The organism is Yimella radicis, assembly GCF_054778255.1.
In genome coordinates, this window is the sequence record NZ_BAAGZR010000002.1 from 98,526 (window position 1) to 122,355 (window position 23,830).

Genomic DNA, 23,830 nt, shown 5'->3' on the forward strand with positions numbered 1-23,830 from the left:
CCTAGGATCGGGCACATGCACAACACCACGTCGCACGACGTCGTCATCGTCGGTGGAGGGCACAACGGCCTCACTGCCGCCGCCTACCTCGCGAAGGCAGGCAAGTCGGTCCTGCTGCTGGAGCGGCAGTCCGATCTCGGCGGCGCGACTGTCTCGGCGGACGCGTTCGACGGCATGGGTGCTCGGCTGTCGCGGTACTCCTACCTGGTCAGCCTGATGCCACGCCGGATCATCGAGGATCTCGGCCTGAATCTGCGACTGGCCCGCCGCCGCTACTCCTCCTACACACCCGTACCCGGTGCCGCCCGCGGGCTGCTCGTCGACAACGGCGACGCGGACGCGACCAAGGCATCCTTCGACGCGATCGGCGCCGCCGAGGACTTCGAGCGATGGAATGAGTTCTACGGCCGCACAACCGAACTCGCCCGGAAGTTGTGGCCGACGATGACCGAACCGCTGATGCGCCGGTCGCAGATGGAACAGCTGGTCGGGGACCCGACGTTGGTGCGGGACTTCATCGATCGTCCGCTCGGCGAGGTCATCGAGAACACTTTCACCGACGACCTGGTACGCGGGGTCGCGCTGACCGACGGTCTGATCTCCACGTACGCGTCCGCGCACCAGGCAGACCTGCGCCACAACATCTGCTTCCTCTACCACGTGGTCGGTGGCGGCACCGGCGACTGGGACGTGCCCATCGGTGGAATGGGCCAGGTGGCAACGCAATTGGCCGAGGTTGCACGCGCCGCAGGCGCGACGTTGACGACGGACGCAACGGTCACGGGCGTCGGGCACGGCGCCGTCAGCTGGACCGACGCCGCCGGGGACGAACACCGTGCCACCGCAGGGACCGTCCTCTGGGCTGCCGCACCCGCCGTTCTCGATGACCTGGTCGGGGCCCGCGGCGACCGGGTCGAGGGTGCGCAGGTGAAGGTCAATCTGCTGCTGTCCCGGCTGCCGCGGCTGAAGGAGACGGACGTTGCACCGGAGGCGGCGTTCGGCGGCACCTTCCACATCAACGAGCTGTATTCACAGCTCGAATCCGCCTACAGCACAGCAGAATCCGGATCGATTCCCGACCCTATGCCCGCGGAGATCTACTGTCACTCGATCACCGATCCGAGCATCCTGTCCCCCGAGCTGCAGGCGTCCGGGGCCCAGACACTCACGGTCTTCACGCTCCAGACGCCCGACCGTCTGCTGGACGACGCGGACGCCGACGTGCGGGACGACCTGCAGCGCCGGGTGCTCGATTCGCTCAGCTCGGTACTCGCCGAGCCGATCGACGACGTCGTCATGCGCGATCGGGGCGGCAACCTCTGCATCGAGACGAAGACCACGCGCGATCTGCAGGACGTGCTCGCGATGCCGGGCGGCAACATCTTCCACGCACCGCTGACCTGGCCATGGGCCGAGGACGACGCCTGCCTCGAGACTGCTGCGCAGCGCTGGGGAGTCGCGACGGCGTACGACGGCATCCTGCTGGCCGGCGCCGGTTCGCAGCGCGGTGGTGGAGTCAGCGGACTCGGCGGCTACGCGGCTGCGATGGCGGTGCTCGGACGCTGATCAACGTTCGTACATATGTTCTAGACATCGGCGGTCCGATCGCCTAGCGTCGGACTATGTCCTACGCACTTCAGGGTTCGCTGCTCGACCAGGAGGAGCAGATCGGGCTGCGCAGCCTGGGTGTCGCCGTCCGACGTACTCCTTTGACTCGCGGAGCATGGGTCGACCTGCGTCCGGGTTGGCTCACCGGGGCCGACGAGTTGTTCAGCAGGCTGATGCCGGGTGGCAGCGGCGGCGTCGACTGGCGCGGCGAACGACGGATGATGTACGACCGCGAGGTGGCCACTCCCCGCCTGTTGCGGTTCTATTCCGAAGCCGAGAGCTGGCCGGATCCCGTCCTGCAGCAAGCTCGTTCGGCACTCTCGTCGCACTATGCCGACGAGCTCGGAGAGCCTTTCACCACCGCGGGCATGTGCCTGTACCGCGACGGACGCGACTCGGTGGCGTGGCACGGAGACCGGGAGGGACGCGCATCTACGCAGGACACGATGGTTGCGATCGTCTCCGTCGGTTCACCGAGAGCGTTGTTGATGCGACCCGCCGGCGGCGGCGAATCGGTGCGCTTCGTCCTCGGCCACGGTGATCTCGTCGTGATGGGTGGTTCACATCAGCGCACCTGGGAGCACGCCATTCCGAAAACCAGCAAGCCGGTCGGCCCGCGCATCAGCATCCAGTTCCGGCCACACGGAATCCGCTGAGGCTCACGCCTTTCGGGACCGCATTCCCGTCACGGCCAAGACGACGATGAACAACGCGATCACCGCCGAGAACCATCCCAGCTGGTTGTAGCCCATCCGATCGACGATGACACCGGCGACCGCCCCGCCGCCTGCTCCGCACAGCCCCATGACCAGGTCGGCCAGACCCTGGGTGGCGGGACGCTCCGCAGGCGAGATCGCATTGGTGAGCATCGTCGAACCGGAGATAAACGCGCACGACCAGCCGAAGCCCAGCACGGTGAGCGCGATCAACAACAGCACCGACCAACCGCTGGCCGACAGTGCCGACAGCACCGAAGCACCGATCAGGACGAACCCGCCGAAGCCGGCGACGATCGGCGCACCGAGGCGATCGACGGCCCAGCCGACGAGCGGTGACAGAACGAACATGCCGGCGATGTGCATCGAGATGACGAAGCCGATCACCTCGAGTTCGGCGTGCCCGTGCTTCATGTGGATGGGCGTCATCACCATCACACTGACCATCACGAAGTGGCCGAGCGCCACGATCGCGATTGCGATCGCCGCGGTCGCGTTGGAACGCACGACCTGGAGCCCGCGACCGATGGAGCCGTCCTCGTCACGTTTCGCCCCGGTGACGGGCACTGTGCCGACGCCCACGACGTCCGCGGGAACCGACGCCGCAGCAGAAGCACGCGCGGTCAGCAGCGGATCGGGATGCAGAAAGGTGCGGATGACCAGCATCGCCGCCGCGAAACCAGCGATCGAGAAGACGAACGTACCGACCAACTGCGGAAGGTGCAGGATGCCGGCGAGGGCCTTGCCCGGTCCGACCAGGTTCGGACCGACGACGGACCCGATCGTCGTCGCCCACACCACCATCGACAGGTCGCGGCCTCGTCGTTCCGGTGGGGACAGGTCGGCGGCTGCGTAACGCGACTGGCTGTTCGCGGTGGTCCCGCCGCCGAACAACATCATGCCGAGAAGCAACAACAGGAACGACCGGACGACGGCTGAGATCACGATCAGGACGGTGCCCAGGAGAGCGAGCCCGAGAGCGACCTGCAGCCCGGTCCCCCGCCCACGGCGCGCCATGATGCGTGCCGTCGGGATAGCGAGCAGCGCACCGCCGAGGACCTGGAAGGTCGTGCCCAGTCCGGCCAACGATTCCTTGCCGGAGATGTCCTCGGCCAGCAGCGCACCGACCGCTATTCCGGCGGCCATGCCGACACCGCCGAGCACCTGCGCACCCATCAGAGTGCGGACGATGCGCGGTTGGATGTCGGCGTGCGCCGCGGTGGTCGTCATCAAGCGAGCAGCGCGCCGATCACGATCACCAGGATCACCAGCACCGCGAACCCGAGTGCACCGAACATGCAACCCTTGCCCTTCGCCTTCTGCGGCTCGTGGCCGATGCTCCCGGTGGTGAACTGGTGCAACGGTCCACGGTAGAACACCGGAACCTGTTGCCCCGGAACGATGTTCAGCGGCATTTCGGCCTGCCCGTAGCGACGCAGCCATTGGCAGTAGATCGACAGGTGGTGCTGGCCGGGCGGGAGCGGGAAGGTGAAGGACCCGTAACCCGACGGCACCTGCCGCCCGTCGATCAGCACGACCGGCGGCACCATGTTCGAGGTCATCGCGCTGCCCTGAACGGTCAGGTGCAGGTATCCCGGGGGCGGTCCCTGATACGGGCTTTGCTGCGGCGGATGCTGCCCCTGCTGAGGCCCGGGGCCACCCCAGCCGGGCGGAGGCGGACCGGTAGGGCCCGGCGAGTGCCCGGGCGGCTGTCCGCTCACAGCGCGACGTCCAGCGCCTGTCGGGTGACCTGGGCCAGCTGGTTCACCTGCTCGTCGGTCATCACGAACGCCGGCGAGTACTGGACGCCGCCCGCACCGACGGCACGAGTGGCGACACCGAGTTCACGCATCTTGGCCACCACCGGGGCGGCCTTGGCGATGTCGTGTAGTTGAACTGCAGCGACGGCTGCCGTCCCGCAACGCACCTCGGCGACCGCCTCGTGCTGCTCGAGCGGCTTCAAGGCTGCGGCCAGCGAACCCTCGAGGCGAGCGGCCTCGTCCAGCAGGCCCTCGGCCTCGATGAGGTCGAGGTTGGCGTTCGCGACGGCGGCCGCGACTGCGTGCCCGGAGTAGGTGTATCCATGGCGCAGCCAGCGTCCGGCGCCCTGTTCGAAGAACGGCTCGGCGATCTTCGGTGCGACGAACACGGCACCCATCGGGATGTAACCGGACGTCAGGCCCTTCGCCGTGGTGACGAAGTCGGGTTCGAGGCCGAACTTCGCCGAAGCGAACCACGCGCCGCCGATGCGACCGAACCCGGTGACGACCTCGTCTGCGACGAACAGGATGTCGTGCTCGGTGCAGATCTTGCGGACCGCCATGAGGTAGTCCTCGGGCGGCGGATACACGCCGCCGGCACCCATCACCGGTTCGGCGAAGAACGCCGCGATGTTCTCGGGGCCGATGCGCTCGATCGTCGCACGTAGGTCCTCGGCGTCATCCCAGGCGACGTGCGCCTGGTCGTCGACAAGGACGCCGTAGCCTTCCGTGTTGCCCTGGATGCCACCCAATGACGTTCCGGCGTAATGCATTCCGTGGTACGCCTTGGAGCGGCCGATGATGTACCGCTTGCTCTCACGGCCCATCTCGAACCAGTAGCGGCGCGCGATCTTGGCCGCGGTCTCCACCGAGTCGGAGCCTCCGGAGGTGAGGAAGATCTTGGATCCGGGCACCGGCGCTATCCCGGCCAGTCGCTCGGCGAGCTCGATCACCGGAGGGTTCGCGTAGTCGCCGAAGGTGCTGTACGCGGCGAGGGTCTCCGCCTGCTTGGCTGCGGCGGCGGCCAACTCCTTGCGTCCGTGTCCCACGTTGGCGAACCACAGGCCCGCCGTCGCGTCGAGATACTCCTTGCCGGTGTCGTCCCAGACGTGCACACCCTCACCACGCGCGATGACGAATTCGCCGTTCTGCTCGACGACTCCCATGTCCGAGAACGGATGCCACAAAGCGCCCACGGCGCACCTCCTGTTGCTGTCTTCCTGGCTTCTGTTTCACCCTAACCGCGGCCACATCACCCGGGCCGGGCCGTCCCACCAGGCACTACGGTCGACGCATGAGTCTCGACTTCCGCGCCCAACTTGAGCATCAATCGCAGCTGTTCCGCACGGCGCTCGAAGCGTCCGAGCCGAGTGCGCGAGTGCCCACCTGCCCGGACTGGAACGCCGATGATCTGTTGGCGCACCTGACCGAGGTGCAGTGGTTCTGGTCGACGGTCCTCGCCACGCCGGTCCGTCACGCGTCGCAACTTGCAGAGATCGAGCGTCCCGAGCGAGCCGACGGCCGGGATGCGTTGTTGTCCGCGTTCGACGACGCCCACGCGAAGCTCTGCGATGCGCTCGCTTCGACGGACGCCGGTGCCGCTCGTTGGATGTGGACGCGTGACCCAGGTCTGCATACCGCCGGTTACATCGCGCGCCGTCAGGCACACGAAGCGCTCATCCACCGCGTTGACGCCGAACTGACCGTTGCACAACCGATTTCGCAGATCGACCCGGTGCTGGCGGCCGATGGAGTCGACGAGATCCTTCGCGTCATGCTCGGCGGTCACCCCGAGTGGACGACGTTCGCCGCGCAGGACGGCATCGTCCGATTCGAAGCCGTCGACACCGGTGACGACTGGACCGTGCATCTGGGCAGGCTGACCGGGACGCATCCTGAGTCGGGTGAAACCGTGGACGAAACGAGCCTGCTGCCGATCGACTCGGGTGAGCCGATCGCCACCATCAGCGGTCGCGCCTGGGAGCTCGACCTGTGGCTGTGGAACCGCGGCGATTTCGACATGCTGGAGCGCTCCGGCGACACCGTCGCACTCCAGCACGTCGTCGACGCGCTTGCTGAGGGTCTGAACTGAATCAGCCTGCGACAGTGTCGCGTTCGGCGCGGTTGACGGCCGACAGGATCGCGGTCAGCGATGCCTTGACGATCGATCCGTGCACGCCGACGCCCCACAGGACGCGCTCACCGATCGCGACCTCCACGTACGACGCGGCCTTCGCGTCGCCACCGGCCGACATCGCGTGCTCGGCATAGTCGAGCACGCGCAGGTCGATACCGACGGTCGACAACGCGTCCACGAACGCGGCGATCGGTCCGTTGCCCCAACCCTCGATCATGATCTCCTCGCCGCGGTCGAGCAGCTGGGCCTTGATGTGGTCACGCCCCTCTGAGCCCGACTCGATCGTGTGCCCGATCGGACGGAAGCGTCCCCAGCCGTCGGAGGTCGGGTCGAGCGAGGGCAGGTACTCGTCGCTGAACAGTTGGTACAGCTGGGCCGGGCTGACCTCGCCGCCCTCACTGTCGGTGCGCTTCTGCACCACGCCGCTGAACTCGATCTGCAGACGCTTGGGCATGTCCAGGCCGTACTCCGACTTCAGGATGTACGCCGAGCCACCCTTGCCGGACTGCGAGTTCACCCGGACGACGGCCTCGTAGCTGCGGCCGATGTCGTGCGGGTCGATCGGCAGGTAGGGCACACCCCAGACCAGTTCGTCGAGCTGCTTGCCGGACTCGGAGACCTGGCGGTCCATGTCCTCGAAGCCCTTCTTGATCGCGTCCTGGTGGGAGCCGGAGAACGCGGTGTAGACCAGGTCGCCGCCCCACGGGTGACGCTCGGGCACCTTCAACTGATTGCAGTGCTCGACGGTGCGGCGGATCTCGTCCATGTCGGAGAAGTCGATCTCGGGGTCGACGCCCTGGCTGTAGAGGTTCATGCCGAGGGTGACCAGGCAGACGTTGCCGGTGCGTTCGCCGTTGCCGAACAGGCAGCCTTCGATGCGGTCGGCGCCGGCGAGGTAGCCCAACTCGGCTGCGGCGACGCCTTCACCACGGTCGTTGTGCGGGTGCAAGGAGACGACGATGGACTCGCGGCGCTCCAAGTGGCGGATCATCCACTCGATCGAGTCGGCGTAGACATTCGGCGTTGCCATCTCGACGGTCGCCGGCAGGTTGATGATCATCTTGTGGTCCGGCGTCGGGTCGATGATGTCGACGACCTCGTTGCAGACGCGCACCGCGAACTCGAGTTCGGTACCGGTGTACGACTCGGGCGAGTACTCATAGAAGACCTTGGTCTCGGGCACCGCCTCCTCGAGCTTCTTGCACAACCGCGCGCCCTGCAGGGCGATGTCGACGATGCCGTCCTGATCGAGGCCGAACACGACACGACGCTGCAACACCGAGGTCGAGTTGTAGAAGTGGACGATCGCGGTCTTGGCTCCTTTGATCGCGTCGAAAGTGCGCTCGATCAAGTGGTCGCGACACTGGGTCAACACCTGGATCGTCACGTCGTCCGGAATGTGACCGCCCTGGATCAGTTCGCGGCAGAAGTCGAAGTCGGTCTGGCTGGCCGAGGGGAAACCGACCTCGATCTCCTTGTAGCCCATCCGGACCAGCAGCTTGAACATGCGCATCTTGCGCTCGGAGTTCATCGGGTCGATGAGTGCCTGGTTGCCGTCACGCAGATCGACGGCGCACCAGCGCGGCGCCTTGGTGATCAGCTTGTCGGGCCAGGTGCGGTCGGGCAGTTCGACCTTGATCTGCTGGTCGAAGGGGACGTACTTCGCGGTGGGCATTCCGGACGGCTGCTGCGGGAAGATCATCTGTCTCTCACTTGGGGTAGGAGCGGGGCTCGGCCCGGGCATCACAACCTCCGCGGCGAGGAAGGCCGATTACGAGGCCTCGCCGCGGCAGCCAAGCAGGAGGCTCATCCGCACGTGAGCAGTTTAGACCCGGGCATTCGGGCGCGTCCTGCCCGATGGGCCGGGTGTCCGCGATACGGACGGCTGCAGGGAGGACCCGGGGCCCGCAGGGCACGGCAGGCGTTCAGCCGGCCCTTCTGTCACCGTGGGTCTCCTCGACCGGTCGAGGCCGCGCGGATCGCGTCCCTCTGGGAATAGTTGACCTGCGCAACCGAGTTGGCCAGAAAGGTTTCGGTTGTCGGGACCACACGGCTGAAGGGAACACGCACATGGCACGCATCACCGTCCTCGGAGGAACCGGCTACGGCGGCAGCGCCGTCGTCCGAGAGGCCGCGCGCCGCGGACACCAAGTGCTTTCGCTCAGCCGCACCGCACCCGACTCCCCGACGCCCGGGGTCACCTACGTGACCGGTTCGGTACTGGACGCCGACGTGCTCGAGCGCGCCGTGGTCGGCGCCGACGTCGTGTTCGAGGCCCTCTCCCCTCGCGGCGACATGGCCGGTCAGGTCGAGGGCGTCTTCGACGCACTGGTCACCCTCGCCCGTCAGCACAGCGTCCGGCTCGGCGTCCTTGGGGGCGCCTCGTCCCTGCTCGTCTCTGAAGGAGGGGCGCGGCTCATCGACGTGACGCCGATGCCCCCCGAGGCGCGCGCCGAAGTTGAGCTCGGCATCCACAAGCTCGAGACCCTGCAGCAGTCCCCCGACGACCTGGACTGGTTCTACGTCAGCCCGGCCGCCGAGTTCGGTGCGTGGGAGCCCAGTACCGAGACCGGGCAGTACCGGATCGCCGACGACGTCCTCCTGCGCGGCCCGGACGGCACGTCGCAGATCTCGGCCGCCGACCTCGCCCTGGCCGTTCTCGACGAGATCGACAGCCCCGCCCATCAACGGCGCCGCTTCCACGTCGCCCACTGAGCAACCCGTCCACCCGGGGTTCGACGTCGTCGAACGGCTACAGCTGGCATCGCTGAACGGTGGAAGGCAAGTCGCGACCGGCCGCCTGCATGACGACTTTGCCGCATGAAGACGAAGTCTTTGCCAGCTCTAGAAACTGTTCCCTGACCCAAAGGGCGCCTGATCGGACGCATGATGAAGGCATGAGCACTTCGCCGGCCCTGTGCACGATCGTCCCGCCGCACATCCTGCGCGCCCTCGCGCAGTCGTCCGACGAACGGGTGGCACGCGCGGCAGAGCGCACATTGCGGATTCGGGTGACCATCACCGGAATGCGGGAGGCGAGGGCCAACCGTCCCCGCCCTGGTCAGCCGCGTGCAGGCGGGTTGATTCCGCCCGACCTGCAGGCGCGGGTGGAGGAGACGTCGATCAGGCGTCCGGTAAGCCTTACGGCTGCTCCGAAGCGTTCGGTGCACGACGCGCAGCAGGGCACGACACTTCCGGGAACACTCGTGCGCGGCGAAGCCGACGGTCCGTCGTCCGACGAGTCGGTCAACGAGGCGTACGACGGACTGGGTGCCACTTGGTCGTTGTTGCACGATGAGTTCAGTCGCGATTCGCTCGACGACGAGGGACTCCCGTTGATTGCGACCGTGCATTACGACCGCAACTTCGACAACGCGTATTGGGACGGCGAGCAGATGGTGTTCGGCGACGGTGACGGGGTCTACTTCAGCTCGTTCACCGACAGCATCGACGTCATCGGTCACGAACTCGCGCACGGCCTCACCCAGTACACCGCCGGCCTGGTCTATGTCGGCCAGTCCGGAGCGCTCAACGAGTCGGTCTCCGACGTCATCGGCTCGATGGTCAAGCAACGTGAGCGCAATGAGACCGCGGCGCAGGCTGATTGGCTGATCGGTGAGGGACTGTTCACCGACAAGGTGCAGGGCATCGCGTTGCGATCGATGAAGGCACCGGGCACCGCGTACGACGACCCGAAGCTGGGCAAGGACCCGCAACCAGCGTCCATGGACGACTACCAGGACCTGCCCCACGACGACTCCGGCGACAACGGCGGCGTGCACATCAACTCCGGGATCCCCAACCACGCGTTCTACCGTGCCGCCGTGGCGCTCGAGGGCAACAGCTGGGAGACGGTGGGGCCGGTCTGGTACGACGCGCTCACCGCCGGCAGGTTGCCCAAGGACGCCGACTTCGTGGCATTCGCCCAGGCGACAGTCAAGGCGGCATCGGCCAGGTACGGCGACGGGTCCGCGCAGGAACAGGCCGTCGATCAGGCCTGGCGAGACGTGAAGGTGTTCTGAGCGCCGCGGCGGCTCAGCGCTTGATGTCGGGTAGGCGCCGGATCGCGAAGTAGCGGTCGTTGATCTCCTCGATGCCGAACTTCCCGATCGGGATCTCGTCCAGCACCATGTCCTCGTCCAGTCCCCAGGCCGCGAACTTGGTGGTTTCTTCGCGCATCTTCTGACCGTCACGCAGGACGACGAAGGTGTTGGTGATCTCCATCCGGTTGTCGCGTCCGGGTTGCGCCTCGAACCAGCGCTGGTACTCGTTGCGGCCCATCATCGCGGTGCTGAGGAGTTTGCGCTCGACCGACTGCTCCGGCACACCGCCGTACGACCGGCTCATCAGGATGGGTGCGCCGGGCACGAGCACATCGGCCATGCGCTGCCAGAAGCGGTCGCGGGCGCGCCCACCAAGGAAGTAGATCACGTTGAACAGCAACGCTCCACCACATTGCTCGGGCAACCAGGTGGAACCGATCGTCTCGTGCAGAACCGTTGTGCGCGAACGAATCTCGGAACGTTCTGCAATGCGGGACATCAGGATCGCTCGCATCATCGGGTCGGGCTCCACCGACAGGATCTCGGCATCCGGGTACTGCTCACCGAGGGTCAGGGTGGTCAGGCCGCTTCCCGAACCGATGTCGATCATCGGGAACTGCGGCATGAACGCCGCCTTCTCCCAGGGGATGTCGCGGACGTAGTCCTTGTCGTCGATCGGCAACCGCAGGGTGTCGCCGAACTCTGCCCACGCGAGGTTCTCGTCGGTCATGGCGTACTCAGAATCCCAACTTCGACAACTGGTTCGGGTCGGTCTGCCAGTCCTTGGCGACCTTCACGTGCAGGTCGAGGAACACCCGCTGGCCGAGCAGCTTCTCGATGGCCTCGCGAGAATTGGTGCCCACCTCACGCAGGCGTGAGCCACCACGTCCGATGATGATCGCCTTCTGCGAGGGACGTTCGACGAAGACGTTGACGCGGATGTCCATCAGCGGCTTGCCTTCCGGACGGTCCTCGCGTGGAGTCATCTCCTCGACGACGACGGCCAGGCTGTGCGGCAACTCGTCCCGCACACCTTCGAGGGCGGCTTCACGCACGAGCTCGGCGATCATCACCATCTCGGGCTCGTCGGTCAGCACGTCGTCCGGGTACAGCTTCGGCGAGTTCGGCAGGTAGGACGTCAGCAGTTCCGCGACCGTGTCGACCTGGGTGCCGTCGACCGCGGAACAGGGCACGATCTCGTCCCAGTCGCCGAGTTTGTCCATCGCGAGCAGGTGCTCGGTGATCCGGTCGCGCGGCACCTTGTCGATCTTGGTGGCGATCGTGATCACCGGCTTGCGGCGTCCACGGCGCAACTCGGCAAGTTCGTTGGCGATGAACTGGTCACCCGGGCCGATCTTCTGGTCGGCCGGCAGGCAGAAGCCGATGACGTCGACGTCCATCAGCGTCTCACGGACGACGTCGTTGAGCCGCTGACCCAGCAGCGTGCGCGGCTTGTGCAGACCGGGGGTGTCGACCAGCACCAACTGCGAGTCATCGGTGTTGTGGATACCGCGGATCGTGTGCCGCGTGGTCTGCGGCTTGCTCGAGGTGATCGCGACCTTCTGGCCGACCAGGGCGTTCGTCAACGTCGACTTGCCTGCGTTCGGTCGACCGACCAAGCAGGCGAACCCTGCCTTGAACTCACTCATTCCGAACTCATTTCCAACCGATTGCGTGCTGCTCGCGTCCGTCCGGGGCGCAGTCGAAGTATGTCCGACGCTGCCGCGTCAGTCTCCCGACGGTGGGGTGATGCTCGTCGCGGCCGGCCTGCGGGCCAGGAAGGTCAGCAGCAACGTGCGCTGCAGGTCGAACATCTCCTTGCGCTCGTCCGGCTCGGCGTGGTCGAACCCGAGCAGGTGCAGGATGCCGTGCACGGTCAGCAGCAGCATCTCCTCGGCAGGTGTATGACCGGCCTCCTCGGCCTGCTTCGCCGCGACCGTGGGGCAGAGCACGAGGTCGCCGAGGATGCCTTCCTCGGGATCGACCCCGTCCCGGCCGGGACGCAGCTCGTCCATGGGGAAACTCATCACGTCGGTCGGACCGGGCAGGTCCATCCACTTCACGTGCAGCACCTCCATCGCGTCCTCGTCGATGACGGTGATGGCCAGTTCGGCCTCGGGGTGCACGCGCATCTCCTGCAGCACCCACCCCGCGCACTCGCGCAGTTCCTCGAGGTCGACCTCGACGTCGGTCTCGTTGGCGACGTCGATGCTCACGCCTTCTTCTCCGCTGCTCCAGCACGACGCGGACCCTGCCCGTCACGCTTGTCAGGGGTGCGGCGGTGGGCATCGAAGCGGTCGTACGCCTCGACGATCTCGCTCACCAGGCGGTGACGGACGACGTCCTGCGCGGTGAGGTGGGCGAAGTGGACGTCGTCGACCCCCTTGAGGATGTCCTGGACGACCCGCAGCCCGGAGGTGGTGCCGCCGGGCAGGTCGACCTGGGTGACGTCACCGGTGACGACCATCTTGGAGCCGAAACCGAGGCGGGTGAGGAACATCTTCATCTGCTCGGCGGAGGTGTTCTGGGCCTCGTCCAGGATGATGAACGCTCCGTTGAGCGTGCGGCCACGCATGTAGGCCAGCGGTGCGACCTCCACTGTGCCGGACGCCATGAGCCGGGGTATCGAGTCGGGGTCGACCATGTCGTGCAGTGCGTCGTACAGCGGACGCAGATAGGGGTCGATCTTCTCGTTGAGCGACCCGGGCAGGAAGCCAAGACGCTCGCCGGCCTCGACCGCTGGACGGGTCAGGATGATCCGGTCGACCTCCTTGGCCTGCAGGGCGGCCACCGCTTTCGCCATCGCGAGGTAGGTCTTACCGGTGCCGGCCGGGCCGATGCCGAACACGATCGTGTTCTCGTCGATCGCGTCGACGTACTCCTTCTGCCCCAGCGTCTTCGGGCGGACGGTGCGGCCGCGACTGCTGACGATGTTCATCGTGAGCACGTCGGCCGGGCGCTCGCGGGTCTTGCGGCGCAGCATGCCGATCGAGCGTTCGACGGCGTCACGATTGAGCGGGTGACCGGCGTCGACGATCGCGATGAGTTCGTCGAGCAGATCCTCGACCAGAGCCATGTCGCCGGGATCGCCCTGCAGCTGGATTCCATTGCCGCGGACCGCGATCACCAGCTTCGGGAACGCGCGCTCGATGGTGGTGAGCAATTCGTCGTTCGGCCCGAGTAACTGCACCATCGGCACATCCGGTGGTACTTCGACGGCGTGGGTCGCCTGGACGGTGTGCGGGGTGCTGTTGGTCGAATCTGTCATCGTGCGTTCCAGTCTACGTGCGGGTCCGATGGGTCTCATCCGAAATTCACGCCGGCTTCGAGTGGGTCAGTGGTGCGCCCAGCGGGTGCCCGACATGACGACCGCGAGAGCTGCCGGACCGGCGCTTGACGAGCGCAGTACATGCGGTCCGAGACGGACGATCCGTGCCCCGGCGTCCTCGAGCACCGACAGTTCGGCGGGGCTGATGCCGCCCTCGGGTCCGACCACGATCGCGAGTTCTTCCACTCCGGCGAGGTCGACATCGGCCAAGGCAGTCGTTGCGTCCTCGTGCAGGACGAACACGGTGCGGCCGTTCGCCAGGCCGGCGAGCCCCTTGCGATCGAGCAACGGACCGACGACCGGGACGGTGGCCCGGCGGGACTGCTTGGCCGCCGCACGAACGACCTGCTCCCACTTGCGCGCAGCCTTCGCGCCGCGCTCGCCCTTCCACTGCACGATGCTGCGCTCGGCCTGCCACGGCACGACCTCGTCGACACCCAATTCCGTTGCGGCTTCGATGGCTTGGTCGTCGCGATCGCCCTTGGCGAGCGCCTGGACGAGGGTCACATGCGGCAGTTGCGGAGTCTGTTGCTCGGTGCTGACGACAACCAGATCGAGCCGGTCCTTGTACGCCGCCGCCACCGTGCACTGAGCGACCGTCCCGGAGCCGTCGGCGACCAAGACGGTTTCCCCCGGCTCGATCCGCTTCACGGTGGCCGCGTGTCGCCCCTCCGGGCCGTCGAGCACCAGCGGGGCACCGTCAGTGACACCGTCCAGGCGTCCGGCGTCGATCAGGAAGAGCGCAGCGGTCACTTGAACGCGTCGCGCAGCTTGCCGAACAGTCCCTTGTCGGCTCGCTGGAAGTTGCCCTCCGGACGCTCTTCGCCGCGGGCCGTGGCGAGCTGACGCAGCAGATCGCGCTGCTCGTCGGACAGGTTCATCGGCGTGCGGACGTTGGTGTGCACCAGCAGGTCGCCGCGCATGTTCGTGCGCAGGTGCGTGACGCCGAGGCCCTTGAGCGTGATGACATCGCCCGGCTGGGTGCCGGCCTTGATCTCCACGTCGCGCGGGCCGTCGAGGGTCTGTAGCGGCAGGTTGGCACCGAGGGCGGCCGCGGTCATCGGGAGTTCGACCGAGCAGTGCAGATCGTCGCCCCGACGTTGGAAGGTCTCGTGCTTGCGGACCCGCACCTCGACGTAGAGATCGCCGTTCGGGCCACCACCGGGGCCCACCTCGCCCTCGCCGCTCAGTTGGATGCGGGTGCCGGTGTCGACCCCCGCGGGCACCTTGATCTTCAGCGTGCGGCGGTCACGACGGCGTCCCTCGCCGGAGCAGTCCGGGCACGGCGACTCGACGACCTCGCCGTAACCGTGACAGGCACCGCACGGACGGGTGGTCATGATCTGGCCGAGGAAGGAACGCTGCACCTGCTGCACCTGACCGGCGCCCTGGCAGACGTCGCAGGTGCGGCGTCCGGTGCCCGGGCGGGAGCCTTCACCGTCGCACGTGTCACACAGGATCGCGGTGTCGAAGACGAGGTCCTCGGTGCCACCGAAAACGGCGGTCGACAGGTCGATCTGCAGCGGGACGAGGGCGTCCTGTCCGTGCTGGACGCGAGACCTCGGGCCGCCCTGCGCACCGGCCGCGCCGGCACCGAAGAAGGCGTCCATGATGTCGGTGAAGCTGAAGTTGCCGCCGAACCCTGCGTGCTGGCCGCCGAACGGGTCGGCGCCCATGTCGTACTGCTGACGCTTGTTCGGGTCGGACAGCACCTCGTAGGCCTGCGAGATCTTCTTGAACTCGGCCTCGGCCTCCGGCCCCGGGTTGACGTCGGGGTGCAACTTGCGGGCCTGCTTGCGGTAGGCGCGCTTGATGTCCTCCGCCGAGGAGTCGCGGGACACGCCGAGATCGGCGTAGTAGTCGTTCAACGAAGTTCCTTACTGCTCGAGAATTTCCGAGACGTAACGGGCGACCGCGCGAACCGCGGCCATGGTGGTGGGGTAGTCCATGCGGGTCGGACCCAGCACACCGATGCCACCGGCGGTGTACGGAGCGCTGACGATCGATGCCGTCCGGAATCCGTCGATGGCGTTCTCGCCGCCGATCCGGACGTAGACGTCGTCGCCTTCCATCTGCTGCAGCAAACGCAACAGAACGACGTGTTCTTCCAAGGCGTCCAGCACCGGTCCGATGGTCTCTGGGAAGTCCTGCCCGGAGCGCACCAGGTGGGAGGTGCCGGCCATGACGACGCGCTCCTCACGCTCCTCGGCCAGGAAGTCGCGGATCACGCCGACGGACGTGGGAGTGGAGTCGTCGGGGTGCGACTCAGGCCTCGCCCCCGCGCGGCGCTGCTCGGCCCAGGCGTCCAGCCGGTCGGCGGCGTGAGCGCGGGTGCGCCCTTCGGCGGCCTGGTTGACGACGTCGCGCAGGCTGAGGAGCTGGTCTGCGGTGTGGGCGATGGTCAGCACCCGCTGCTCCACCCGTCCGGTCGACATGATCAGCACGACCATCACCTTGGTGTCGGCGAGGCTGACGAGCTCGATGTGACGGACGGTGGCGGTGCCGATCGACGGGTACTGCATGACCGCGACCTGGTGGGTGAGCGACGAGAGCAGCCGGACGGTGCGGTCGACGACGTCGTCGAGGTCGACCGCCTGCTGCAGGAAGGTCTCGATGGCCACGCGCTCGGAGCGTGACAGCGGCTTCATGTGGCCGAGTTGGTCGACGAACCGGCGGTATCCGGCGTCGGTGGGGACACGTCCGGCGGAGGTGTGTGGGGCACTGATCAGCCCCTCCTCCTCGAGGGCGGCCATGTCGTTGCGGATCGTTGCGGCGCTGACGCCGAGTTGGTGACGATCAAGCAAGGCCTTGGACCCGACGGGCTCGGAGGTGGCGACGTAGTCCTGCACGATCGCGCGCAGCACGTCGAGACGGCGTTCTTCGCTCATCGGTCCTCCTCACTGGTACGGGCTCGCCCGCGACTTTGGCACTCCGAGGGCACGAGTGCCAATTCTACGACCCGGCGCGAACCGCGCGTGTCACCCACGACGTGACCTGCGCCGCCGTCTACCGTGACGGCCGTGACAGACCGATACGGCTCCGATGTGCTCTCCTCCGACTGGCGCGCGCCCAAGCGTGGACGATCCCAGGAGGTCGCCGCGGAGCCCGACACGGTCGTCGAGGAGGTCGACACCGGGTTCGTCGGCGCCGTCGTCCGGGTGGAGAAGGTCGGCGGGATGCACGTGGTGCACCTGGAGGACCGACGCGGCGAGGTGCGCGCGTTCCCGCTCGGCCCGGGCTTCCTCATCGACGGACGCCCGGTGATCCTGACTCCCCCACGCCCGGCGGACGCGGCCGCGCTGGCGGCCGCACGCGCCACCACCACGCGTACGGCGAGTGGGTCGGTCGCCGTGGTCGACCAGCGGGCGAAGGTCGCGCTCGGCTCACGGATCTTCGTCGAGGGCCGACATGACGCCGAACTGGTCGAGAAGGTGTGGGGCCACGATCTGCGGGTCGAGGGCGTGGTCGTCGAGATGCTGGACGGCGTGGACGACCTGTCGGCCGTGATCCGCGATTTCGCCCCCGGGCCGGGGCGGCGCATGGGCATCCTCGTCGACCACCTGGTGCGGGGTACCAAGGAGCAGCGCATCGTCGACGCCGCGCGGGCGCTGCCTCAGTCGCGCGACCATGTGCTGATCCTCGGCCACCCGTACGTCGACGTGTGGCAGAGCGTGCGTCCGCAAAAGCTGGGTTGGACCAAGTGGCCGGTGATACCGCGCGGCACCTCGTGGAAGCACGGCATCCTTGCCGAGCTCGGCTGGCCGCACGCCTCTCAGGCTGACGTCGCGCGCGGGTGGAAGCGCATTCTCGGCACGGTCGACAACTACGCCGATCTGCAGCCGGAGCTGCTCGGCCGCGTCGAGGAGCTCATCGACTTCGTCACCGCTCCGGTCTGATCCGATTCACCTTGTAGGTTCTGCGTCATGACCTCTCGCCCGGCCGCGTCGCTGCATGCCGACCTGGTGGCGGTCGTCGTCTCGGTCGGCACCTGCGCGGGCGCGCCCGATCAGGGACCGATGGTGCTCGCCGCCGGCGATCCACTGCACCTTCCGGCGGGCCCGTTGCGCACCGACCACCACTCGCTGCAGAACGGCGCGCGAGCGTTCGTTGCCGAGCAGACGGGGCACTCCCTGGGCTTCGTGGAGCAGCTCTATACGTTTGCCGACCTGGGCCGCGACGGTTCCGCCGGTCGGGCGGTGTCGATCTCCTACCTGGGGCTCACGCGGGCGGCCGCCGACGACGGCTGGCGCGACGTCTACGACCTCCTGCCGTGGGAAGACCGCCGGTCGGAGACCTCGATCGCGTTGTGCGACAAGCTGATGAGCGAGCTGCGCAGGTGGTCGACCGATGCGTCCGAACGCATCGCGCACATCTTCGGTGATGGTGAACTGCCATGGCGTCCCGAGCTGGCGCTGCAACGTTACGAGTTGCTCTGGGAGGCCGGACTGGTCGCGGATTCGCCCAACGCCGCTGACGGCGTCGACGGCCTCACCGGCCCCGCGATGCACTCCGACCACCGCCGCATCCTCGCGACGGGTCTGTCCAGGCTGCGCTCGACGATCCAATACCGCCCACTCGTGTTCGAGCTCATGCCCCCGACGTTCACCCTGGGCGAGCTCCAGGCGGTGGTCGAGGCATTGGTCGGCGCCGGCCTGCACAAACAGAACTTCCGCCGCTCGGTCGAACAGCAGGCGCTGGTGGAGCCGACCGACGACACCTCTCGCGCCACCGGCGGACGACCGGCGCGGCTCTACCGCTTCCGTCGCGAGGCCATTGCGGCCCGCGGCCAGGTGGGCACCAAGGTGCCGATCCCCCGATCGCGCTGACCCGCGTCCGCCGCTGCGGGTACGGCCCACCCTCCGCAACCACTGCGCCTCTCACTGCAACTACTGCGCGTGCTCGCACGCGCAGTAGTTGCAGTGAGCGATGTTATGCTCACTCCAAGCATTTACTCAATGTGAGCAAATAGGATGGAGCCGACGATGTCGACAGCCACGTACGAGAAGGTCCGCCACCTCATCCCCGAGGTCGAGTGGGCCGTCTTCGAGCCGGAGATCGAGGCGATCGCAGCGCTGAAGCGCGAGCACGACGCCGTGATCCTGGCGCACAACTACATGACGCCAGAGGTCTTCCACGGCGTGGCAGATATCGTCGGCGACTCCCTCGCCCTCGCCCGCGAGGCGCAGCACGTCACGGCCGGCACGATCGTGCTCGCCGGGGTGCACTTCATGGCCGAGACGGCCAAGCTGCTCAACCCGGCCAAGCGGGTGCTGCTGCCCGACCTGCGTTCGGGTTGCTCGCTGGCCGAGAGCATCACGCCGGACGACATCGCCGAGCTTCGCCGGCAACACCCGGGTGTGCCGGTGGTCACCTACGTCAACACCAGCGCGGCGGTGAAGGCCGCCAGCGACATCTGCTGCACCTCCGGCAACGCCGTCGAGATCATCGAGTCGCTCGGGGTCGACCGGGTCATCATGATCCCCGACCAGTACCTCGCCCGGAACATCGCTGCCCGCACCGGCGTCGAGGTGATCACCCACCCGGGTGCGTGCGAGGTGCACGAGCGCTTCACCCCCGCCGAAATCGACGACATCCGCTCGGGCAACCCCGGCGTGACGGTCATCGCCCACCCCGAGTGCCCGCCGAATGTGGTTGCCGCGTCGGACTTCTCGGGTTCGACCGCCCAGATGATCGACTTCGTCGGCCAGGTGTCCCGGGCGGGCGTGCCCGACGCCGGCGGACGCCGCAAGGTCGCCCTCATCACCGAATGCTCGATGAGCGACAACGTGGCCGCCGAGCACCCCGACGTCGACTTCGTGCGCCCGTGCAACCTGTGCCCGCACATGAAGCGCAACACGCTCACCGCGATCCGTCGCTCGCTCGAACTCGGCCAGCACGAGATCACTCTCGACCCCACCCTCGAAGCACCCGCGCGCCGCGCCATCGAGCGCATGCTCGCGGTCAAGTAGGAGCACACCATGAACAAGCCGGTCATCATCGGCTCGGGCCTCGCGGGTCTCACCGCCGCTTGGGCCCTCTCGCCCGCCGAGTGCGTGCTCGTCACGCCGGGCACGCTCACCGACAACGCGGCGAGCATGTGGGCCCAGGGCGGCATCGCGGCAGCTCTCGCCGACGACGACACCCCCGAGTTGCATGCGGCCGACACGGTGCGGGCGGGCGCGTTCGTCGGCGATGCCCGCACCATCCGGCGCATCACCGACGCGGCGCCCGACGTGATCGCACTGCTGGCCGAACTCGGCGTGCCGTTCGACCACACCGACGACGGACGACTCGACCTCGCCCTCGAGGGCGGACACAGCCGCAGCCGCGTCGCTCACGCCGGTGACTCGTCCGGAGCTGCGATCACCCGCACGATGGCGGCTGCCGTACGCGATCTGCCGAGCGTGCACACGCTCGATCGACACACCGCACGCCGCCTGCTGACCGATTCGGACGGCGCGATCTGCGGTGTCGAGGTGCTCGACGCCTCAGGCGCGGTGCTCGTGCTCGAGACCGACGCCGTCGTGCTGGCGACCGGCGGGATGGGTGCGCTGTGGCCGTGCACGACGAACCCGGCGACCGCGCTGGGGCAGGGTGTCGCGATGGCTGCGCGGGTGGGTGCCCGCACCGACGATCTGCACCTCGTGCAGTTCCACCCCACCGCTCTCGACGTGCCGGCCTTCCCCAACCCACTGCTGACCGAAGCGCTGCGTGGCGCCGGCGCGATCCTGACCGCCGACGGCGAGCGATTCGTGCACGAACTCCAACCGCGCGACGTGGTTGCTGCCGCCGTGTGGGAACAGCTGCGGGCGGGGCGTCAGGTTCGTCTCGATTGCCGCGATATCCCTTCTGTTGTAACGCGTTTCGCTGCGGTTGCCGAGCTGTGCGGGGCGCACGGATTCGACCTCGCCGGCGACCTGCTGCCGGTGCGGCCGGCCCTGCACTACGCCATGGGTGGCGTCACAGTCGACGCCCAGGCGCGCACCTCGGTGCCCGGCCTGTGGGCCGTCGGCGAGGTGTCGCGCACCGGCCTGCACGGCGCCAACCGACTGGCGTCCAACTCGTTGCTCGAGGCGGTCGTGACCGGCCGGGCCGCGGCCGACTCGATTCGCGGCGCCGATACTCGCTGGACCCCACGGGTGCTTCCCGTCGACCCGGGCACCGTCGTGTCCGCGTCCGCCGCACCTGCTGTCGACCTCGCTGAGGTGCGCGCCGTGCTCGGCGACAGCTGCGGAGTGTTGCGCGAGGGTGACACGCTCGAGCGCGCCGTCGACCGGCTCGCCGGACTACGCCACGACGATGCCGGCTACGTCGCCTGGCTCGTCGCCCGCTCGGCGCTGTTGCACCCGCACACCGTCGGCGCGCACCGCCGCGTCGACTCCATCGAAACCGTTGCTGCACAGGAGGTTCCGGCATGATCGACAGCCATATCAGCCTTGAGGTCGACCGCATCGTCCGCACGGCCCTGGCCGAAGACCTCGGTCAGGCCGGCGATCTCACCACTGCCGCCACGGTTTCCCCGGATGCTCAGGGCACTGCGCACCTGGTCGCGCGCGAGCCGGGCGTTCTCTCCGGCATCGTCGCGGCCCAGCACGCCTTCGACCTCGTCGACCCGACTCTCGACGTGGAATGGTTCGTGGCCGACGGTGTGGCCCTCGCGCCCGGCACGCGCATCGCAACCGTGACGGGTCGCGCGGCGTCGATCCTCACCGCCGAACGCACCGCGTTGAATCTGCTCGGTCACCTGAGCGGCATCGCGACCCGGACCGCCGGGTTCGCGCGGCTTGTCGACGGCACCTCGGCCCGCATCGCCGACACCCGCAAGACGACGCCGGGGCTGCGCGCGTTGGAGAAGCGAGCCGTCGCCGACGGCGGCGGAATCAACCACCGTTTCGGGCTGCACGACGCAATCCTGGTGAAGGACAACCACATCGGGCTCGGCGGCGGTCTCGACAAGGTGCTCGCCAGGCTTGCCGAACGCTCGGGTCACCTGGTGCGGGTCGAGGTGGAGGTCGACACTCTCGACCAGTTGCGCGAACTGCTCGCCTTCGATGCCGACCGTCTCGGGCGCCGCCTCCCGCCGGTGGTGCACGGTGTGCTGCTCGACAACATGACGCCCGACCTCATCCGCGAGGCCGTCGGCCTGATCGACGACCACCCTGCACCGCTGGTCATCGAGGTCTCCGGCGGCGTCGACGAGACGACCGTGCGCGGGTTGGCCGAGGCAGGTGCGCAGATCATCTCGATCGGTGCCCTGACCCACAGCGTCCGGACGCTCGACATCGGCCTCGACCTGTAAGCAGACCGGTTGGGTGGCGCCGGTCGTTGCCGAGTCGCCGCGCGCTCAGACGGGACCCAATGCGACCGGGGCGCCGTCCGGCAGCTCGACCGTGATCGGGTCACCCGCTCGCACCATCCCACTGCGCTCGACGACCGACATCACCCCGGCCCGGCGAATGACCTGCACCGTCCGCACCTCGGGTGAGGCCGTCGACGGGGCGGGTTCGTCGGTTGGGGTGCCGTCGGCCCTGGAGAGCACCACTTTGAGCAGACCCGGCTTGAAGTCGTTGATCTGCGCGCACGGGTTGCGCAGGCCGGTGAGCCGCACGACGGCCTCGTCGCCGAGGTGCAGGCGGGTGTCGACCGGGAGCGCATGCAGGTCGACACCGCTGGTCAGCACGTTTTCGCCGAGGTCGCCCGAGGCCAGGGTGTAGCCCATGCGCTCGGCGGTCTCGAACACCTCGCTGGGCACGAGATGCACCTGCCGCAGGTTGGGTTGGTTCGGGTCGCGACGCACCCGGGACCGATGTTGCACAAGGGTTCCCGCGTGCGCGTCACCTCGCACCCCCAGGTCGGCGACCAACTCGATCGCCTCCACCGGCGCCTTGGAGAAGCGGTGCAGCTCGTCCCGGCTGACGGCGGCCACACGAGGCTGGTTCATGGGTCGATCCTCGCATCAACCGGTTATGGGTCAGAAGTCGAGCAGCCGGCGGACGACGGTATCGGCGAGCAGGCGACCGCGCAGGGTGAGCACGAGCCGGCGATCACGCAGGGTGGTCGGTCCGTCGACCAGCCCGTCGCCGATGAGCCCGGCGACGGCGGCGCGGCCCGCGGGTTCGAGGTCATCGATCGCCAGACCGACGTCCCGACGGACCCCGAGGACCACTCTCTCCTCGTACCGCTGTGTGGCAGTAAGCAGTTCGCGTCCGGCGCCCGGCGAGTGTGCGTCGGCGAGCACCGAGGCGTACGCCGCAGGGTGCTTGCGATTCCACCAGCGCACCCCGCCCACATGACTGTGCGCTCCCGGCCCGATCCCCCACCAGTTGGCGTCCGACCAGTACAGCTCGTTGTGCCGACAACGCAGCGCCGGGTCGGTTGCCCAGTTCGACACCTCGTACCAGGAGTAACCGGCCACGGCGAGCATGGAGTCGGCAAGCTCGTACTTGTCGGCTTCGTCGTCGTCATCGGGCATCGTCACCTGGCCGCGACGCACCTGAGCTGCGAGCTTCGTGCCCTGTTCGACTACGAGCGCGTAGGCACTGATATGCCCGGGTTCCAAGGCAATTGCCGCGTCCAGCGAGGTGCGCCAGTCGGCGAGCGACTCCCCCGGTGTGCCGTAGATGAGGTCGACACTGGTCGCCAGCCCGGCCGCCTTCGCCGCCTCGACGCTGCGCCCGACATTGGCGGGGTCGTGGGTGCGCTCGAGCGTGTGCAGCACGTGCGGCACCGCCGATTGCATCCCGAACGACACCCGGGTGAAACCGCCGTCCGCCAGCACCTCCAGCGATTCGGGAGTCACCGAGTCGGGGTTGGCTTCGGTCGTGATCTCGGCATCATCGGCAAAGCCGAACCGGTCGCGCAGGGCGCCGATCATCCGCACCAGGTCGTGCGCCGCGAGCATCGTGGGCGTGCCGCCCCCGACGAACACCGTCGAGATCGGCGGCGCCTGGTCACCCAGCACCCGTGCGGCGAGGTTGATCTCCCGAATCGCGGTGTCCGCGTACGAACCCACGCTCGCGCCAGGGCCGAGCTCGGTCAGGGTGTAGGTGTTGAAGTCGCAGTAGCCGCACCGCACCCGGCAGAAGGGCACGTGCAGGTAGACCCCGAAAGGCTTGTGCGGCAACGCCTCCAGCGCCGTCGCCGGCAGGTGTCCGTCGGTCGGGACAGGTTCACCATCGGGCAGCGCGCTGGGCATTGGTCCATTCTCGCCGACGTCGACCCGCACGCCGAATCGCTGC

23 protein-coding genes are annotated in these 23,830 nt (G+C 67.9%); 10 read left to right on the forward strand and 13 right to left on the reverse strand.

Annotated elements, in window-relative coordinates; genetic code table 11:
• Window positions 1-15: 15 nt before the first annotated feature.
• Entirely contained in the window at window positions 16-1,566 is a 1,551-nt protein-coding gene (locus tag ACYU8W_RS01510; RefSeq protein WP_499466064.1) for a phytoene desaturase family protein, read from the forward strand.
• Window positions 1,567-1,622: 56 nt separating this feature from the next.
• Window positions 1,623-2,264, forward strand: a complete 642-nt coding sequence (locus tag ACYU8W_RS01515; protein WP_499466066.1) for an alpha-ketoglutarate-dependent dioxygenase AlkB — start codon at window positions 1,623-1,625, stop codon at window positions 2,262-2,264.
• Window positions 2,265-2,267: 3 nt separating this feature from the next.
• Here ACYU8W_RS01515 and ACYU8W_RS01520 read toward each other — a convergent pair whose 3' ends face one another.
• The 3 genes from ACYU8W_RS01520 to ACYU8W_RS01530 form a co-directional block, all read right to left on the reverse strand.
• Window positions 2,268-3,554 carry an MFS transporter gene (locus tag ACYU8W_RS01520; RefSeq protein WP_499466068.1) on the reverse strand — a complete coding sequence of 429 codons (1,287 nt, stop codon included), beginning with the start codon at window positions 3,552-3,554 and terminating at the stop codon, window positions 2,268-2,270.
• A complete protein-coding gene (locus ACYU8W_RS01525; RefSeq protein ID WP_499466070.1) occupies window positions 3,554-3,886 on the reverse strand; it encodes a hypothetical protein in 333 nt (110 codons plus the stop codon). Before ACYU8W_RS01525 ends, ACYU8W_RS01520 begins: the two co-directional genes overlap by 1 nt.
• Before the next feature lie 155 nt (window positions 3,887-4,041).
• Window positions 4,042-5,280 (reverse strand): aminotransferase family protein, encoded by a 1,239-nt coding sequence (locus ACYU8W_RS01530; protein ID WP_205744735.1) that lies wholly within the window; start codon window positions 5,278-5,280, stop codon window positions 4,042-4,044.
• Window positions 5,281-5,378: 98 nt separating this feature from the next.
• Here ACYU8W_RS01530 and ACYU8W_RS01535 point away from each other — a divergent pair, with 98 nt between their 5' ends.
• On the forward strand, window positions 5,379-6,176 hold the full coding sequence (locus ACYU8W_RS01535; RefSeq protein ID WP_499466072.1) for a maleylpyruvate isomerase N-terminal domain-containing protein: 798 nt from the start codon (window positions 5,379-5,381) through the stop codon (window positions 6,174-6,176).
• Between the two features lies 1 nt (window position 6,177).
• Here ACYU8W_RS01535 and leuA read toward each other — a convergent pair whose 3' ends face one another.
• Window positions 6,178-7,923 carry a 2-isopropylmalate synthase gene (gene leuA, locus ACYU8W_RS01540; RefSeq protein ID WP_499466074.1) on the reverse strand — a complete coding sequence of 582 codons (1,746 nt, stop codon included), beginning with the start codon at window positions 7,921-7,923 and terminating at the stop codon, window positions 6,178-6,180.
• Between the two features lie 368 nt (window positions 7,924-8,291).
• Here leuA and ACYU8W_RS01545 point away from each other — a divergent pair, with 368 nt between their 5' ends.
• Both ACYU8W_RS01545 and ACYU8W_RS01550 read left to right on the forward strand, forming a co-directional pair.
• The gene (locus ACYU8W_RS01545; protein ID WP_499466076.1) at window positions 8,292-8,936 is read left to right on the forward strand and encodes an NAD(P)-dependent oxidoreductase; all 645 of its coding nucleotides are present in this window, start codon (window positions 8,292-8,294) and stop codon (window positions 8,934-8,936) included.
• A gap of 182 nt (window positions 8,937-9,118) precedes the next feature.
• Entirely contained in the window at window positions 9,119-10,243 is a 1,125-nt protein-coding gene (locus ACYU8W_RS01550; RefSeq protein ID WP_499466078.1) for a M4 family metallopeptidase, read from the forward strand.
• A 13-nt stretch (window positions 10,244-10,256) separates the two neighbouring features.
• Here the strand turns inward: ACYU8W_RS01550 and ACYU8W_RS01555 are convergent, their stop codons facing one another.
• From ACYU8W_RS01555 to hrcA, 7 genes are all read right to left on the reverse strand, one after another.
• Window positions 10,257-10,994, reverse strand: coding sequence for a class I SAM-dependent methyltransferase (locus ACYU8W_RS01555; RefSeq protein ID WP_499466080.1), 738 nt, complete (start codon window positions 10,992-10,994; stop codon window positions 10,257-10,259).
• A gap of 7 nt (window positions 10,995-11,001) precedes the next feature.
• A complete protein-coding gene (gene era, locus ACYU8W_RS01560; protein ID WP_499466082.1) occupies window positions 11,002-11,913 on the reverse strand; it encodes a GTPase Era in 912 nt (303 codons plus the stop codon).
• Window positions 11,914-11,991: 78 nt separating this feature from the next.
• Window positions 11,992-12,480, reverse strand: coding sequence for an rRNA maturation RNase YbeY (gene ybeY / locus ACYU8W_RS01565; protein ID WP_129625659.1), 489 nt, complete (start codon window positions 12,478-12,480; stop codon window positions 11,992-11,994).
• Window positions 12,477-13,532 (reverse strand): PhoH family protein, encoded by a 1,056-nt coding sequence (locus ACYU8W_RS01570; protein ID WP_499466084.1) that lies wholly within the window; start codon window positions 13,530-13,532, stop codon window positions 12,477-12,479. Before ACYU8W_RS01570 ends, ybeY begins: the two co-directional genes overlap by 4 nt.
• Window positions 13,533-13,598: 66 nt before the next feature.
• Window positions 13,599-14,345: a 16S rRNA (uracil(1498)-N(3))-methyltransferase gene (locus ACYU8W_RS01575; RefSeq protein ID WP_499466086.1), complete on the reverse strand. Its 747-nt coding sequence runs from the start codon at window positions 14,343-14,345 to the stop codon at window positions 13,599-13,601.
• Window positions 14,342-15,460 carry a molecular chaperone DnaJ gene (gene dnaJ / locus ACYU8W_RS01580; RefSeq protein WP_499466088.1) on the reverse strand — a complete coding sequence of 373 codons (1,119 nt, stop codon included), beginning with the start codon at window positions 15,458-15,460 and terminating at the stop codon, window positions 14,342-14,344. The genes ACYU8W_RS01575 and dnaJ overlap by 4 nt, the downstream gene beginning before the upstream one ends.
• 9 nt (window positions 15,461-15,469) lie before the next feature.
• Complete coding sequence (gene hrcA, locus ACYU8W_RS01585) at window positions 15,470-16,480, reverse strand: heat-inducible transcriptional repressor HrcA (protein WP_499466091.1); 1,011 nt, start codon at window positions 16,478-16,480, stop codon at window positions 15,470-15,472.
• Between the two features lie 132 nt (window positions 16,481-16,612).
• Here hrcA and ACYU8W_RS01590 point away from each other — a divergent pair, with 132 nt between their 5' ends.
• The 5 genes from ACYU8W_RS01590 to nadC all read left to right on the forward strand — a co-directional run bounded on the left by ACYU8W_RS01590 (window position 16,613) and on the right by nadC (window position 21,891).
• The gene (locus ACYU8W_RS01590) at window positions 16,613-17,488 is read left to right on the forward strand and encodes a DUF3097 domain-containing protein (RefSeq protein WP_499466093.1); all 876 of its coding nucleotides are present in this window, start codon (window positions 16,613-16,615) and stop codon (window positions 17,486-17,488) included.
• Window positions 17,489-17,515: 27 nt separating this feature from the next.
• Window positions 17,516-18,418 (forward strand): NUDIX hydrolase, encoded by a 903-nt coding sequence (locus tag ACYU8W_RS01595; protein ID WP_499466095.1) that lies wholly within the window; start codon window positions 17,516-17,518, stop codon window positions 18,416-18,418.
• A gap of 156 nt (window positions 18,419-18,574) precedes the next feature.
• Window positions 18,575-19,561 carry a quinolinate synthase NadA gene (gene nadA, locus ACYU8W_RS01600; RefSeq protein ID WP_499466097.1) on the forward strand — a complete coding sequence of 329 codons (987 nt, stop codon included), beginning with the start codon at window positions 18,575-18,577 and terminating at the stop codon, window positions 19,559-19,561.
• A gap of 9 nt (window positions 19,562-19,570) precedes the next feature.
• Window positions 19,571-21,010: an L-aspartate oxidase gene (locus ACYU8W_RS01605; protein ID WP_499466099.1), complete on the forward strand. Its 1,440-nt coding sequence runs from the start codon at window positions 19,571-19,573 to the stop codon at window positions 21,008-21,010.
• A complete protein-coding gene (gene nadC, locus ACYU8W_RS01610; RefSeq protein ID WP_499466101.1) occupies window positions 21,007-21,891 on the forward strand; it encodes a carboxylating nicotinate-nucleotide diphosphorylase in 885 nt (294 codons plus the stop codon). Before ACYU8W_RS01605 ends, nadC begins: the two co-directional genes overlap by 4 nt.
• Before the next feature lie 45 nt (window positions 21,892-21,936).
• On the opposite strand, the gene ACYU8W_RS01615 is transcribed toward nadC, so the two are convergent.
• Complete coding sequence (locus ACYU8W_RS01615) at window positions 21,937-22,533, reverse strand: MOSC domain-containing protein (protein ID WP_499466103.1); 597 nt, start codon at window positions 22,531-22,533, stop codon at window positions 21,937-21,939.
• A gap of 30 nt (window positions 22,534-22,563) precedes the next feature.
• A complete protein-coding gene (hemW, locus tag ACYU8W_RS01620; protein ID WP_499466105.1) occupies window positions 22,564-23,787 on the reverse strand; it encodes a radical SAM family heme chaperone HemW in 1,224 nt (407 codons plus the stop codon).
• Window positions 23,788-23,830: the final 43 nt, after the last annotated feature.

What these genes read in the sequence shown, in the direction of transcription:
- ACYU8W_RS01510 (WP_499466064.1), top strand. Translation starts at nt 16, where the DNA reads ATGCACAACACCACGTCGCACGACGTCGTCATCGTCGGTGGAGGGCAC.
- ACYU8W_RS01615 (WP_499466103.1), bottom strand. Translation starts at nt 22,533, where the DNA reads ATGAACCAGCCTCGTGTGGCCGCCGTCAGCCGGGACGAGCTGCACCGC.
- ACYU8W_RS01555 (WP_499466080.1), bottom strand. Translation starts at nt 10,994, where the DNA reads ATGACCGACGAGAACCTCGCGTGGGCAGAGTTCGGCGACACCCTGCGG.
- era (WP_499466082.1), bottom strand. Translation starts at nt 11,913, where the DNA reads ATGAGTGAGTTCAAGGCAGGGTTCGCCTGCTTGGTCGGTCGACCGAAC.
- ACYU8W_RS01595 (WP_499466095.1), top strand. Translation starts at nt 17,516, where the DNA reads ATGACCTCTCGCCCGGCCGCGTCGCTGCATGCCGACCTGGTGGCGGTC.
- ACYU8W_RS01520 (WP_499466068.1), bottom strand. Translation starts at nt 3,554, where the DNA reads ATGACGACCACCGCGGCGCACGCCGACATCCAACCGCGCATCGTCCGC.
- ACYU8W_RS01605 (WP_499466099.1), top strand. Translation starts at nt 19,571, where the DNA reads ATGAACAAGCCGGTCATCATCGGCTCGGGCCTCGCGGGTCTCACCGCC.
- nadA (WP_499466097.1), top strand. Translation starts at nt 18,575, where the DNA reads ATGTCGACAGCCACGTACGAGAAGGTCCGCCACCTCATCCCCGAGGTC.
- ACYU8W_RS01535 (WP_499466072.1), top strand. Translation starts at nt 5,379, where the DNA reads ATGAGTCTCGACTTCCGCGCCCAACTTGAGCATCAATCGCAGCTGTTC.
- ACYU8W_RS01545 (WP_499466076.1), top strand. Translation starts at nt 8,292, where the DNA reads ATGGCACGCATCACCGTCCTCGGAGGAACCGGCTACGGCGGCAGCGCC.
- ACYU8W_RS01525 (WP_499466070.1), bottom strand. Translation starts at nt 3,886, where the DNA reads ATGACCTCGAACATGGTGCCGCCGGTCGTGCTGATCGACGGGCGGCAG.
- hrcA (WP_499466091.1), bottom strand. Translation starts at nt 16,480, where the DNA reads ATGAGCGAAGAACGCCGTCTCGACGTGCTGCGCGCGATCGTGCAGGAC.
- nadC (WP_499466101.1), top strand. Translation starts at nt 21,007, where the DNA reads ATGATCGACAGCCATATCAGCCTTGAGGTCGACCGCATCGTCCGCACG.
- leuA (WP_499466074.1), bottom strand. Translation starts at nt 7,923, where the DNA reads ATGATCTTCCCGCAGCAGCCGTCCGGAATGCCCACCGCGAAGTACGTC.
- ACYU8W_RS01550 (WP_499466078.1), top strand. Translation starts at nt 9,119, where the DNA reads ATGAGCACTTCGCCGGCCCTGTGCACGATCGTCCCGCCGCACATCCTG.
- ACYU8W_RS01515 (WP_499466066.1), top strand. Translation starts at nt 1,623, where the DNA reads ATGTCCTACGCACTTCAGGGTTCGCTGCTCGACCAGGAGGAGCAGATC.
- ACYU8W_RS01570 (WP_499466084.1), bottom strand. Translation starts at nt 13,532, where the DNA reads ATGACAGATTCGACCAACAGCACCCCGCACACCGTCCAGGCGACCCAC.
- hemW (WP_499466105.1), bottom strand. Translation starts at nt 23,787, where the DNA reads ATGCCCAGCGCGCTGCCCGATGGTGAACCTGTCCCGACCGACGGACAC.